This window comes from Streptomyces sp. NPDC058000, from assembly GCF_042886435.1.
Lineage (GTDB): Bacteria > Actinomycetota > Actinomycetes > Streptomycetales > Streptomycetaceae > Streptomyces.
In genome coordinates, this window is record NZ_JBHVQS010000038.1 from 49,539 (window position 1) to 62,803 (window position 13,265).

General features: G+C 72.9%; 9 protein-coding genes and 4 tRNA genes. 7 read left to right on the forward strand and 6 right to left on the reverse strand.

Annotation, left to right across the window (positions count from 1 at the left end):
• Positions 1 to 106: 106 nt before the first annotated feature.
• The 4 genes from ACFVT2_RS29205 to ACFVT2_RS29220 form a co-directional block, all read right to left on the reverse strand.
• Positions 107 to 180 (reverse strand) — tRNA-Phe (locus ACFVT2_RS29205).
• A gap of 4 nt (positions 181 to 184) precedes the next feature.
• A tRNA-Asp gene (locus tag ACFVT2_RS29210) sits at positions 185 to 259 on the reverse strand.
• A gap of 47 nt (positions 260 to 306) precedes the next feature.
• Positions 307 to 379: transfer RNA gene (locus ACFVT2_RS29215), tRNA-Glu, on the reverse strand.
• Between the two features lie 21 nt (positions 380 to 400).
• On the reverse strand, positions 401 to 2,086 hold the full coding sequence (locus ACFVT2_RS29220) for a metallophosphoesterase (protein ID WP_390022619.1): 1,686 nt from the start codon (positions 2,084 to 2,086) through the stop codon (positions 401 to 403).
• A gap of 95 nt (positions 2,087 to 2,181) precedes the next feature.
• On the opposite strand from ACFVT2_RS29220, the gene ACFVT2_RS29225 reads away from it, so the two are divergent.
• The 4 genes from ACFVT2_RS29225 (at position 2,182) to ACFVT2_RS29240 (ending at position 6,411) form a co-directional block, all read left to right on the forward strand.
• Entirely contained in the window at positions 2,182 to 2,532 is a 351-nt protein-coding gene (locus ACFVT2_RS29225) for a metallopeptidase family protein (protein ID WP_390022621.1), read from the forward strand.
• Between the two features lie 146 nt (positions 2,533 to 2,678).
• Complete coding sequence (locus tag ACFVT2_RS29230; RefSeq protein WP_390022623.1) at positions 2,679 to 3,416, forward strand: hypothetical protein; 738 nt, start codon at positions 2,679 to 2,681, stop codon at positions 3,414 to 3,416.
• A 233-nt stretch (positions 3,417 to 3,649) separates the two neighbouring features.
• Entirely contained in the window at positions 3,650 to 6,010 is a 2,361-nt protein-coding gene (locus tag ACFVT2_RS29235; protein WP_390022625.1) for a DEAD/DEAH box helicase, read from the forward strand.
• A gap of 328 nt (positions 6,011 to 6,338) precedes the next feature.
• Positions 6,339 to 6,411, forward strand: a tRNA-Lys gene (locus ACFVT2_RS29240).
• Positions 6,412 to 6,807: 396 nt separating this feature from the next.
• Here ACFVT2_RS29240 and ACFVT2_RS29245 read toward each other — a convergent pair.
• Positions 6,808 to 7,128 (reverse strand): hypothetical protein, encoded by a 321-nt coding sequence (locus ACFVT2_RS29245; RefSeq protein WP_390022627.1) that lies wholly within the window; start codon positions 7,126 to 7,128, stop codon positions 6,808 to 6,810.
• A 426-nt stretch (positions 7,129 to 7,554) separates the two neighbouring features.
• Here ACFVT2_RS29245 and ACFVT2_RS29250 point away from each other — a divergent pair, with 426 nt between their 5' ends.
• The 3 genes from ACFVT2_RS29250 (at position 7,555) to ACFVT2_RS29260 (ending at position 11,573) form a co-directional block, all read left to right on the forward strand.
• Positions 7,555 to 9,117 (forward strand): DHA2 family efflux MFS transporter permease subunit, encoded by a 1,563-nt coding sequence (locus ACFVT2_RS29250; RefSeq protein ID WP_390022629.1) that lies wholly within the window; start codon positions 7,555 to 7,557, stop codon positions 9,115 to 9,117.
• Positions 9,118 to 9,223: 106 nt separating this feature from the next.
• Complete coding sequence (locus ACFVT2_RS29255) at positions 9,224 to 10,132, forward strand: LysR family transcriptional regulator (protein WP_390022631.1); 909 nt, start codon at positions 9,224 to 9,226, stop codon at positions 10,130 to 10,132.
• A gap of 301 nt (positions 10,133 to 10,433) precedes the next feature.
• Complete coding sequence (locus ACFVT2_RS29260; RefSeq protein WP_390022656.1) at positions 10,434 to 11,573, forward strand: PP2C family protein-serine/threonine phosphatase; 1,140 nt, start codon at positions 10,434 to 10,436, stop codon at positions 11,571 to 11,573.
• A 192-nt stretch (positions 11,574 to 11,765) separates the two neighbouring features.
• Here the strand turns inward: ACFVT2_RS29260 and ACFVT2_RS29265 are convergent, their stop codons facing one another.
• Positions 11,766 to 12,959 carry a DUF2332 domain-containing protein gene (locus ACFVT2_RS29265; protein ID WP_390022632.1) on the reverse strand — a complete coding sequence of 398 codons (1,194 nt, stop codon included), beginning with the start codon at positions 12,957 to 12,959 and terminating at the stop codon, positions 11,766 to 11,768.
• Between the last annotated feature and the right edge of the window lie 306 nt (positions 12,960 to 13,265).

Below are 13,265 nucleotides of genomic sequence, written 5' to 3' on the forward strand. Positions count from 1 at the left end.
TCCTGACGAGGAAAGCCCCGACGAGGAGCTGATCGAAGACACCGGACAAAAAAGAAAGAAGAAGGTCCCGGTTCGAAAACGAACCGGGACCTTCTCCCAATGGGTGTGGCTGGGGCCGGGGTCGAACCGGCGACCTTCCGCTTTTCAGGCGGACGCTCGTACCAACTGAGCTACCCAGCCGCAGCGGTCCTGACGGGATTTGAACCCGCGGCCTCCACCTTGACAGGGTGGCGAGCACTCCAAACTGCTCCACAGGACCTTGCATTGTGCGAGGTGGCTTGCACCAGTCTCGCACACGGTGGTGCGTGCCCCCAACGGGATTCGAACCCGTGCTACCGCCTTGAAAGGGCGGCGTCCTGGGCCACTAGACGATGAGGGCTGATGGCCCGCCTTGGCGCCGTTACCGGCTCCGTCGGGGACGTGAGAAGCATATGGGATGGGAGGACCGTTCGCCAAAACGGTTTACCCGGGCCCGTCGGAAGCCGTCGCCGACGGGCCGGCCGACGGGGGTGCCGCCCGGTGTCGCGGGCCGGTTCTCGCGGGGCAGATGACGGCTGACCTCGGCCCGCGTCAGACCCAGTCCGCCCAAGGTGATCTCGTCCCATGCCTGGAGTTGTTTGGTGGTGCGGTCCAGATAGAGCACCGAAGCCTGCACGGGCGCGGGCTGCTTGTTCTGGACGGCGCGCAGCCCGCCGCCACCCGTGGAGCCCTCGACCATCAGCCGGGTGCCCTGGGGGAGCGTGCTGATCTCGCGGTGGTGGATGTGGCCGGCCAGGGCCAGCGGGACCAGCCCGTCCGCCTCCGCCGCCGCGGCCGGGTTGTGGGCCAGCGCGATGTCGACCGGAGTGCCGGCCAGCCGCTGGGTGCGCAGCGCGTCGGCGAGCCGGTCGCCGGCGGTGCGCTCGGCCGCGTCGCCGGCCGCCACCACCGAGCGGTCCGGGGTGAACTGCGGGTCGCCGACGCCCGCGAGGCGCACCCCGGCCACCTGGGTGACCCGCCCGTCGTCGAGGACGGTGACGTGCTTGCGGCCGGTCAGGTAGCGCTGGGTGCCGCGTGAGTCGTGATTGCCGCGGACCCAGACGTACGGCGCGCCGAGCGTGCCGACCGGGTCCAGGAAGTGGTTCTCGGCGGTCGAGCCGTGGTCCATGGTGTCGCCGGTGTCGATGATCACGTTGATCCGGTACTGCTTCACCAGCGAGGCGATGAGGTGCCAGCTGGCCGGGTTGAGGTGGATGTCGGAGACGTGCAGGACGCGGAGGGTGGTCGGGTCCGGCCGGTAGGCGGGCAGCGTCGATGCGGTGTCGTAGAGCTTGCTGACGTTGGTGACCAGGTGCGCCAACTCCTTTTGGTAGACGTCGAATTCGCTGACGATGTTGCGGGCGGTGCCGACCACGGACGGGGCGGAGGAGAGCAGTCCGGAGAACCGCGGCTCCAGGACGGACCGGGGGTTCCAGGTGGCGTACGCGGCGGCCCCGGCGGCGGTGAGCAGGGCGAGGGCGAGTCCGCCGGCGGCCAGGGCGGGGCGCGGGCGGCGGTAGACGACCAGGCCCAGCGTGGTGGCGCCGCAGACCACCGCGGTGCAGGAGGTCACCGCCAGGCCGGCGGCGCCCCGGAGCACGTCATGGGTGACCTGCTCCTGGAGGCCGGCGAACCGCTCCGGGTGGTCGACCAGCTCGGCGGAGCGGGCCGGGTCCAGCCGGTCCACGTCGACGTCGAGGCGGACGGGGGCGGTGTGGCTGTCCAGTTCCAGGGCGCCCAGGGGCGGGACGGTGATCCGGGTGCCGCCGGTCAGGGAGGGGCGCAGCGCCATGCTGGTGTCCATCGGGCCGACCGGGGCCCGGACGCCGCCGAGGACCAGCAGCCCCAGCCAGGCGCCGAGCGCGCTGACGGCCAACAGGCCGAGGGCCCGGACGTACGGGTGCGCGGGCGGTGCGAGCGTGCTGGCCGGGGTCGTACGGCGGGCGGCGGGCCGGTCGGGTGGGGTCGGGTGCCTCCGGCGGCCGGGGAGGCGGGGGCCCGGGAGGCGGGGGCGGGGGCGGCCTGGCGGGTCGGGGTGCGGTGTCCGGGAGCGCGCGGCGCGGGCCATTGGTCCCCTATGCCCGCTGCGCCGTCCGTTATGCGGGGCGGGGCGGCTCCGCCCGCGGGACCCGCCGGCGGGGAACGGTGGCGGACAATGGGGGCGTGTTGGAAATGACGCGCGAGGAGTTCGAGGAACTGGTCGCCGAGGCGCTGGACCGGATCCCGCCGGAGCTGACCCGACTGATGGACAACGTGGCGGTCTTCGTCGAGGACGAGCCCCCGGCCGACGACCCCGAGCTGCTCGGCCTGTACGAGGGGACGCCGCTGACCGATCGCGGGGAGTGGTACGCGGGCGTTCTGCCGGACCGGATCACCATCTTCCGCGGGCCGACGCTGCGGATGTGCGACACGAAGGAAGACGTGGTCGCGGAGGCCGAGGTGACGGTGGTTCATGAGATCGCGCATCACTTCGGGATCGATGACGCGCGGCTGCACGCGCTCGGCTACGGCTGAGGGGCGCGGGGCGGGTCGGAGGGGCGCGCGGGCGGAGGGGGCGCGTGTGTCGGCCCTCGCGTGTCCTCCAGTGGGGGACGGGAGTTGGGCAGGGCGTCCGACGCCGTCCCTGCGCTCCGGATCCGGAGGTCCCACCCGTGTGCCTGATGCCCCCTCGCCCGCAATCCGCCGTCGACCCGCCCACCACCAGGGCCGCCGCGTCCGGGCCGGCCGGGCGCTCGATGGCGCGGGTCACGGCCGCCGCGGTGACCGTCTCCGCGCTGGCCGCCTCGCTGGCCGGCTGCATGAGCGTCAGCGATCCCGGACACCCCGTGCCGTCGAGCAGCGCCACCCGACACGGTGACGGGAAGGGGCACGCCCCCCGCCCCGGCGGGCTGACCGCCGACGGGCGGGGCGACGGACCGCGGCGGATGGGCCGCGGCGGCCCCGCGCAGCCGGCGGACGGGGACGCCGGGACGGACCGCGGGGGCGATGCCGGGGCGTCGCCGAGCGCCGCGCCGTCCGCGCCGTCGTCGGTGCCGTCGACGCCCCCGCAGCCGGCCAAGCCGTCCGGCCCGGAGCCGGGGCCGGCCCACGGCGGGACCACCGGCCCGGTCGGCCCGTCGGGGCCCGCGCAGCCCTCGCCGTCCCGGCCCGCCCATCCGTCGTCCCCGCCCAGCGCGCCGGCCCCCGGCTCGCCGAGCGCCCAGCCGAGCGGGCCGCCGGGCGGACCCCCGTCGCCGGCCGGTGGCGCCCAGGCGTCCGGCCCGTCGCCCTTGCGTCCGAAGTTCTCCCCGAAGTCGTCGGCGGGGTCCTTGTCGTCCTCGTCAGCCTCGTCCGCGCCGGGGGACGGGTCTTCCTCGCTGTCCTCGCAGGTGGCGCCCCAGGTGGAGTGGGACGTCTGAGGGGCGTGGTCCGGGGCCGGGGTGGGCGGGGTGGATCGAGGCGCATTTGCCTTGTGGGGGGAAGGGTGCGTATGGTGGTAGATCGTTTGATCCCATTTGCCCGGCGCCCTGAAAAAAGCGCGCCGTGTGGCGCGTTCTCTCCCTTACCGTGGCTGACCGCATAGAGGCGGTCTTTGTGAAATCACACGGAGTTGTGGGCGCGTGCCGAGACTCCGGAAGGTTTCGCATTTCGCATGTCCATTTCCATTGATCAGTCCGCCCTGCCCGCACGCGACGAGCAGCCCGAGCAGGCGGCTCCCGAGACGGTCGAGGCCGTCGAAGCCGTCGAGACCGTCGAGGTGACCCCGGCGGTGGACGCCGGCACCGAGCCCGAGGTCGTCGAGCCGGCCGTGGCCGAGGTCGTCGAGCCGGCCGAGCCCGAGGCCGTCGAGCCGGCCGTGGCCGAGGACGCCACCGACGGCGCCGAGGACGGCGACGACCAGACCGTGACCTTCGCGGACCTCGGGCTCCCCGAGGGCGTCGTCCGCAAGCTCGCGCAGAACGGCGTCACCACCCCGTTCCCGATCCAGGCCGCGACCATCCCGGACGCGCTGGCCGGCAAGGACATCCTGGGCCGCGGCCGCACCGGCTCCGGCAAGACCCTCTCCTTCGGTCTGCCGACCCTGGCCCGACTGGCCGGCGGCCGCACCGAGAAGAAGAAGCCGCGTGCGGTCATCCTCACCCCGACCCGTGAGCTCGCGATGCAGGTCGCGGACGCCCTCCAGCCGTACGGCGACGTCCTCGGCCTGAAGATGAAGGTCGTCTGTGGCGGTACGTCCATGGGCAACCAGATCTACGCCCTGGAGCGTGGCGTCGACATCCTCGTCGCCACCCCGGGCCGACTGCGCGACATCATCAACCGCGGTGCCTGCTCCCTGGCGGACGTCCAGGTCGCCGTCCTCGACGAGGCCGACCAGATGTCCGACCTGGGCTTCCTGCCCGAGGTCACCGAGCTGCTGGACCAGGTGCCCGACGGCGGTCAGCGGATGCTGTTCTCGGCCACGATGGAGAACGAGATCTCCACGCTGGTCAAGCGCTACCTGACCAACCCGGTCAGCCACGAGGTCGACAGCGCCCAGGGCAACGTCACGACCATGACCCACCACGTCCTCGTCGTGAAGCCGAAGGACAAGGCGCCGGTCACCGCCGCGATCGCCGCCCGCAAGGGCCGCACCATCATCTTCGTCCGCACCCAGCTGGGCGCCGAGCGGGTCGCCGAGCAGCTGATCGAGGCGGGCGTGACGGCGGACGCGCTGCACGGCGGAATGACGCAGGGCGCCCGTACCCGGGTGCTCGCGGACTTCAAGGACGGTTACCTCAACGCGCTGGTAGCCACCGACGTCGCCGCCCGCGGCATCCACGTCGACGGCATCGACCTGGTCCTCAACGTCGACCCGGCCGGTGACCACAAGGACTACCTGCACCGCTCGGGCCGTACCGCCCGTGCCGGCCAGTCCGGCACCGTCGTGTCGCTGTCGCTGCCGCACCAGCGTCGGCAGATCTTCCGCCTGATGGAGGACGCGGGCGTGGACGCCTCGCGGCACATCGTCGGCGGCGCCGGTGCCTTCGACGAGGACCTGGCCAAGATCACCGGTGCGCGTTCGCTCACCGAGGTCCAGGCCGAGTCGGCGAACAACACCGCCAAGCAGGCGGAGCGCGAGGTCAGCGACCTCACCAAGGAGCTGGAGCGGCTCCAGCGCCGTGCCACCGAGCTGCGCGAGGACGCCGACCGGCTGACCGCGCGGGCCGCCCGTGAGCGTGGCGAGGACCCGGCGGAGGCGCTGGCGGCGTCCGCCCAGGCGGCCGCTGAGGCGGCGGTCGAGGCGGCCCAGTCGGCCGAGGCCGTGGTGCCGGCGCAGGCCGGGCCGAGCGACCGTCGGTCCTCCGAGCGTCGTGACGAGCGGCGCGGTGAGCGCCGTGACGAGCGTGGGAACTTCGAGCGGCGGGACCGTCGCGAGGACCGCGGTGGCCGTTCCTTCGAGCGTCGTGACGACCGTCGCGACGACCGGGGCGGCTTCGGTCGGGACCGCGACCGTCGCGATGACCGTGGCGGCTTCGGCCGGGACCGTCGTGACGACCGGCGTGACGACCGTGGCGGCCGTACTTTCGAGCGTCGTGACGACCGCGGTGGCCGTACTTTCGAGCGTCGTGACGAGCGTCGTGACGACCGTGGTGGCCGTTCCTTCGAGCGTCGTGACGAGCGTCGTGACGACCGTGGTGGCCGTTCCTTCGAGCGTCGTGACGAGCGTCGTGACGACCGTGGCGGCTTCCACCGTGACCGCGGTGACCGCCCGGCCCGTCCGTTCAACCGTGACGACCGCGGCGGGCGCCCCTCCGGTGGCTACCGTTCCGGCGGCGGCGACCGCCCGTTCAACCGTGACGACCGCTCCGGCGGTCGGCCGTCCTCCGGCTACCGCCCCGCTGGCGACCGCCCCTCCGGTGACCGCCCCGCTGGCGACCGCCCCTACGGCCGTCGGGACGACCACCGCGGCTCCGGCAGCGCGCCCAGCTTCGGCCGTCGTGAGGACAAGCCGCGCTGGAAGCGCAACGGCTGAGTCGACTGTGGCCGACGGCGTGGCTGATACCCGCCGATAGGCCGCACGACCTGCACAGGGCCCGTACCGCACTGAAGTGCCGTACGGGCCCTGTGCGTTGAGGCGGCACGGGCGCGTCGCGGGTGGGGGCGTCGGCGTGCGTGCCGGTGCGTTGCGGGGCGCGTGCCCGGTCGGGCGCGCGGTGACCGTGGGCGTCTCGTAGGGGCGCGGCGTACGGCCGTGGCTGGGGAATCGTGGCCGGCGGAGCATGGCTGCGGCACGCCGTGGATCGGCCAGATCCCTAATGCCTTCGGGCTGCGGCGCGTCCTCCGGCTATGCTGCTCGGAGCGGGCCATTAGCTCAATTGGCAGAGCAGTGGACTTTTAATCCATTGGTTCAGGGTTCGAGCCCCTGATGGCCCACCGAATCCCTCGCAGGACAGGCCGTCTGACCTGCGGTTCAGCGCCTCGACCGGAATGCACCGGCCGGGGCGCTTCGCTTTTCCGGCCGTCTGCGTGCGCGATGCGTGAGGGGACGGCGTGGCAGGCGCCGTGTCAGATCCCGGGCGGGGGCGGGGAATCAGCCGCGCGGCGGTCCCCGGGCGGCGACGTGGTGTGGATCACGAAGGTGATCGGCGGGGGAGAGACAGGGAGAGCCGTGGGCTGTCCTGCTGGGTGAAGACCCTGATGGTGTCCCGCCTTGCCCTCAGGTGCCGGGCGCCGGCCTTCGGCGCGGGGAACGCCACCTGATCGGCTGGGCGGTGAAGGGCACCCCGCCGCCGGCCTTCCGTTGGAGCGGGCGGATACCGCACGAACTCACTAGTGCTGGACTGCGGGGCAGTGGCCGGTCTTGTCGCCGATGGTGTTGATGTCGGCGTTGGACCTGGGGTCTCCGGCGTAGTTGATCTGGTCCGTGCAGCGCATCCCGGACTTCTTGGGGGCGTTCGACGGCTTGCCGTGGGTGGAGCCGTGGGTGGTCTTGGCGGTGGAGGTGGTGGACTGCTGGGCGCTCGCCGAGGGGGAGGAGGACGAGCCGTTGGTGCCGCCGCCCTGGCAGGCGGTGAGTCCGAACGCGGCGACGGCGATCACCGCGGCGGCGGCGGCCTTGCGGGCGTGGTGGAGTGCGGTGCGGTGCGACATGTTCTTCCCCCGTTGTCTCGAAGTGGTGTTCCGGGTGGGTGAGAACAAGACTGTCGGCCACTGCTGATGCTCTCTCGTCGTACGGCTAACGCCCCACTAACGTCCGCGGTGGACCGTCGAGTCGTCGAGTCGTCGGGTGGGTGAGGCAGGTCTTGGGGGAGGGCCGCCCGCGGTGGGTGGTGTGGCACGAGTGGGTGCCGGGGCGGGGCCGGCCGCTGATTCATGCGCGGTGCGTATGAGGAGGGCGGGGCGGCTATTTGTTCGGGCCGGATGCCGTACCTAGCGTCATGGGTGAATGACGGGGGAGTGGCGTGGACGTTGTCCGTCGGCCCGAGGAGGGGAATCTTGACGACCGAGTGCGTGAATTCTGCTGCGTGTGCAAGTGGTGGGGAAGTGCGGAGTGCACGGCCCGCCGGTAAAGGGAGTGTGCGCGGGGACGGGGCGGGCCGCCGGTGGCGGGCATTCGCCGGGCTGAGCCTCATCAGTTTCCTCGGCTGTATCGACCTCACCATCGTCAATACCGCGGCGCCGGCCATTCAGCGGGATATGGGGGCCACGGTCACCGAACTCCAGCTGATCGTCAATGTCTTCATCGTTGCGCTGTCGATGTTCATGGTGACCATGGGGCGGCTCGCCGATCAGCACGGCCGACGGCGGGTGCTGTATATCGGGACCGCGGTCTTCGGCGTCGCCTCGCTGGCGGCCGGGTGCGCGCCGGACGTACGGATGCTGGTCCTCTGCCGCTTCGTCCAGGGGGCCGCCTGCGCCGTGCTCTACACCAGTACCGGCGCCCTGGTCTCGGACACCTTCCCGCCGGCGCACCGCGGCAAGGCCATCGGGGCCCTCTACGGCGTCAACGGAGTCGGGCTGGCGCTCGGGCCGATGCTGGGTGGATTCATCGTCGGCGGGCTGAACTGGCGCTGGGTGTTCTGGCTGAATGTGCCGCTGACCGTTATCGGGTTGGCGGTGTGCTTTTCCGCGGTACGGGAATCGCGGGGCCGGGCCGCGGATGCCGGAAAGCCGGACTGGTTGGGGTTGACGTTGATCGGCCTCTCCCTGCCCGCGCTCATTCTCGCTCTCACGTTGGGGGATTCGTGGGGGTGGACGTCCGGTCGCATTCTGGGTCTGCTGGGCGCGGGAATGGTCGGTGTCGCGGCTTTCTGTGTCGTGGAGCGGAAGGTGGCGGTGCCTCTCGTCGATTTCCGGCTGTTCGGGAACCGCACCTTCCTGGGCGCGCTCACCGCCGATTTCTCGCTGGCGTTCTTCTACTGCCTGGCGTTCTTCCTGATGCCGCTGTACCTGGTGTCCGTACGGCATTACGGGGGCACCGCGAGCGGACTGATGCTGCTGCCGTGCACGGCGGTGATGGCGGTGCTGTCGCCCGTGGTGGGGCGGCTGGTGGACCGGTTCCCGCCGCGGCTGCTGCTCTGTGTGGGGTTCGTGGCGTTCGCCCTGTCGGCGGCGTTGCAGGCGCAGTTCACCCGGGACCGCCCGGTCGCCTTCGTGGTGGCGGCGTTCGCGCTGATGGGGATCGGCTGGGCGTTCGTCCTCGGACCGGCCACCGTGGCCGCGCTGTCGGCCGTACCGGAGCGGCTGGCCGGGACGGCGGTCGGCTCGTCGTGGACCTTCCACAACCTGGGCGGGGCGATCGGGTTGGCGGTGGGGATGGCGGTCTACCGCTGGTCGGCGCGGGGCGCGCTGGACGCGGCGCTCGCCGCGCGCGGCCTGCCGGGTGGGGAGTGGGTGTCGCGGGCCGTGGCCGATCCCGGGGCCGGGGCCGGGCTGCTGCGTGCGCACACCGGGCTGGACGGGCGCGGCGTCGAGGCGCTCTCCGGGGAACTGTTCCTGCGGGGCAACCAGGCGGCGATGTGGCTGCTGTGCGGGGTGGCCGGGGCCGCGTTCCTGGTGATCTGGGTCGGGATGCGGATGCGGCGCGGGACGTCGGGCGGGGTGCGGAGGGAGGAGGGCGCGGGCGCGGTGGCCGCGTGAGGTGCGGGAGAGCGGTGAGGGCCCGCTGAGGTGCGGGAGAGCGGTGGGGCGGGCGGTGCCCACCGATCCCGGTGGGGCCCGGGCGGGGCCGCCTAGGATGTCGATCATGGCGATACCGGGCATCGAGCTGCACCACCTCCGCTGCTACCTGGCCCTCGCCGAGGAGCGTCACTTCACCCGGGCGGCCGACCGCCTCGGCCTCTCCCAGCCCACGGTCAGCCGCACCATCCGCCGCCTGGAGGAACTGCTCGGCTACCGCCTCCTGGAGCGCACCACCCGGCAGGTCACGCTCACCCCGGCCGGCGAGCGGCTGTACGACGAACTCCGCGGGCTGCTGCCCCGTTTGGAGACGGCCCTCCTCCCGGCGCCGGACGTGCCCCTCTTCCGCATCGGCTTCGCCTGGGGATTTCCGGCCACCTGGCCGCAGGCCGCCATCGAGCGGTTCGAGGCGGAGACCGGGGTCGGGGCGCGGGTCTTCCGGCGGGACGCGGCCCTGGCGGGGGTGGACAGCGGCGAGGTCGATATCGCGATCCTGCGCGGGAACATCACCGTGCCGGGCCTGACGGCGGTGACGCTGCTGCACGAGCGGCGGGTCGCCGCCGTATCGGTGCGGTCCCCGCTCGCCGCGCGGGACGAGGTCGGCTGGCGGGAGCTGGCCCGTATGCCGTTGGTGCTGAACGAGGTCGGCGGGACGACGGACGGGTCGGACTGGCCGCCGGAGGAACAGCCGGAAATCGCCGCCCGGTGCGGGAACTTCGACGAGTGGCTGGAGGCGGTGGCCGGGAACCGGGGCGTCGGGGTCGTACCGGAGTCCATCGGCCGGCAACGGGTGCACCCGTTCATCTCCTTCGTGGCGATCCCCGACGCGCCCCTGATGCCGTTGCAGCTCGTCTTTCCGCGGCACCACGGGCATCCGCTGACCCGGCGCTTCCTCGCCCACGCGCAGGCCACGGTCCATCAGTGCGAGGGCGGGGGGCGGGGGACGGCGCCGGAGCCCGGTGGGGGGAACCCGTAGGGGGTGGGGCGGCCCCAGCCTGCTCCTACCCCGTTCGGCGCAGGAGGACTCGCCGGCCGGCGCCGTGGCGGCAAGCCTTGAAGCGGCATGACGGCCGGATGCGGCACGACGGTCGGATGTGGCATGACGGCCGGATGCGGCACGACGGTCGGATGTGGCATGACCGACGCAACGGGATCGGTTCGCCAGCGAGGACGGTCCGGCGGCTGGGGTCGGAACGGGCAGTGCGGGCGGAGCGCGGCGGTGCCGGACCCGTACCGGGTGTCACCCGGGCGGGCGGAGTGGGAAGAGGCCGGTGCGGATGGTGCGAGGCGGCGGGAACCGCACGGGCGAGGAGGAACGGCGGGCGCGCCGCGACGCGTTGCCCTCGCTCGGTCGCCGGCTGGTGCGCTGGCTCCCCGCCGTCCTGATCGTCATCGGCGTGCTCTTCGACCTCGCCACGCCGCCCCAGTACACCGCGGCCCCGTTCCTCTCCGCCGCCCCTTTGGTCGCGGCCCCGCTGTACTCCCTACGGGCCACCGCCGCCACCGCCGTGGCCGCCACCCTCAGCGAAATCCTGCTCGCCACGTACCACGGCGTCGAGGACTACTTCCAGTCCGCCACTGAGGCGATCACGGTCATCGTGGTGGCCCTCCTGGCGCTCGGTATCAACCGGGTCGTCCGGCGCAGCGACGCCCGGCTCGCCTCCGTACGGGACGTCTCGGAGGCCGCCCAACGGGCCGTGCTGCCGGCGCCGCCCGACACCTTGGCCGGTCTCGCGGTCGCCGCGCGCTACGTGGGCGCCCGGGCCGGCGCCCGCATCGGCGGCGACCTGCACGCCATCCAGGACACCCCGCACGGCGTGCGGATGATCGTCGGCGATGTACGGGGCAAGGGGCTGGAGGCCGTGGAGGCCGCGGTCGTCGTGATCGGCGCCTTTCGGGAGGCGGCGGAACAGGAGGCCACCCTGGAAGCGGTGGCGGGCCGGCTGGAACGGGCGATCAAACGGGAGGGCGGGCGCCGCGCGGGCCTCGACCAGCACGAGGGCTTCACCACGGCCGTCCTGGCGGAGGTCCCCGCCGGGAACGAGTCCGTGCTCCGCCTCCTGAACCGCGGCCACCCGCCCCCTCTGCTGCTCACCCCGGACGGCGGCCTACGGGAGCTGACCCCGTCCACCGCCGCGCTGCCGCTGGGTCTGAGCGACATGGCGGGCTGGCCGGACCGCGCCGACGAGACGTTCTTCCCGGCCGGGGCGCTGCTGCTCCTGTTCACCGACGGGGTGACCGAGGCCCGCGACCGGGCCGGCCGGTTCTACGACCCGTGCGCCCGGTTGCGTGGCAGCCAGTACAGCGGGCCCGGCGACCTGTTGGACGTGGTGGTCGAGGACGTCGCCCGGCATACCGGTGGGGGACCCGCGGACGATATGGCGTTGATGGCGGTCCAGCGGCCCTTGGAGGCGTAGCCGGCGGGCTGGCCTTCGGGACGGGACGGGACGGACGGGACGGGGTGGGCGGTGCCTGTGGGCGGTTTTCAGGCGGCTTTCAAGGGCCCGGCAGTCCGCAGCTCGCAGTCCGCAGTCCTCACGGACGGGGCGGCAACGGGGACGCGCCCCCCGGCCCGGTCCCAGGGCCGGTCGGGGCGCGATCGGCCCGCGCTACGGCAGCGGCGGCCGCAGCCAGTGCACGCTCTGGCCGTGCGGGCCCGTCAGGGCGACCGGACGCTCGTCCACGGCGAGGGTCAGCAGCATCGCGTCCGCCGGCCCGAGGGAACGGTGCTCCGGCGCGGTGATCCACGGCAGCACGCTGTGGTGCTCCTGGGAGATCCAGTGCCCCCCGCCGTCCCGCTCGGCCAGCAGCGACCGGACGAGCCGGGCGAACTCCTCGCGCCGGGCCGGCGGAAGGTAGGTCAGCACCGCGCTGTGGAAGATGACGAGCGTCGCCTCGGGCGGCGCCTGGGCGGCCAGCGCCGGCAGCTCGTCGATCAGGTCACCGCGCACCAGAGTGGGGCGGGGCGACGTCCGCACCGCTTCGACGGCCGCCGAGAGCCGCGCCGTACGGGCCTCGTCACCGGGCCATACGAGGGCGCGCAGCCAGCGGAGGTCGTCCGGTTCCCCGACCGGGTCGAGCGGGTCCAGGTCGATGCCGCCGCGCCATACGATCTCGGGCAGCTCACCGGGCAGCACCGTGGTGCCGTCGTCGCCTCCGGGTGCGGCCCCGCTGGTGCGGCAGGTGAAGGTGACCGGGGTGTCCGGGGCACCGCCCTCGACGGGCGCGCCATGGCTCCCGTAGTCGCCGTGGCTCCCGTGGCTCCCGTGGCTCCCGTGGTCCCCGTGGTCCCCGTGGGGTCCCTCCTGGACGTACCGGTAGCGGTACCGGTCCGGGTGCAGGCACAGCCCCGCCGACGCCCCGACCTCCAGGAGGGCCAGCGGCTGCGGCAGACGGGCCAGCAACGGCAGCAATGTGGCGCAGCGGGCCGGTTCATTGGTCTGGGTGGAGCGTCGCATGATCACCGCGCGGACCTCGTCCCAGTGCCGGACCGTCCACTCGCGCCAACGCCCGTACGCCGCCTCACCGCGCGGGCCCAGCTCCGCGTGCGGACCGTCGAGGTAGCGCACCGCGGCGAGCAGCAGGTTCGGCTGCTGCTTGTTGCCGGCCGGCAGCGAACCCGCCAGCAGTTCGCAGAACTCGTCGTCCTGGCCGATCCGGGCGGACAGTTCCTCGTGCGCGTCGGACTGTCCCCGCGCCTGTTGCCAGGAGAACTGCCGGTACCGATCCGCCACTTCCCGTGGGTTGTTGACGGTGTTCCCGGCGGTCCCGGCGTTTCCGGTGTTCGCGACGTTGACGACCATGAGGCGACGTTATCCTCCTCACGTTCCGTAACTGCGGGGCGTCCCTCCGCATAACGACTCACGCACAATCATCACGAGATCGTTTGGCGGGGCGGTACCAACTCGCCCTGTTTGCGGCCGGGCTGGGGGTAAAAGTCCATGCCAGAGCTTCCTCGGGGGGCTTGCGGAACCCCCGTGGATTCGTGGGAACGCTTGGATTTCCCGCACCGTCTCTATTACTGTCCGATAACGGAGCGCGGTCGTCCCAGCCGTCGCCAGTGGCGGCACCGTGCGCCGACGCCGAATCCCGTACGCGCTGTTCCCGCA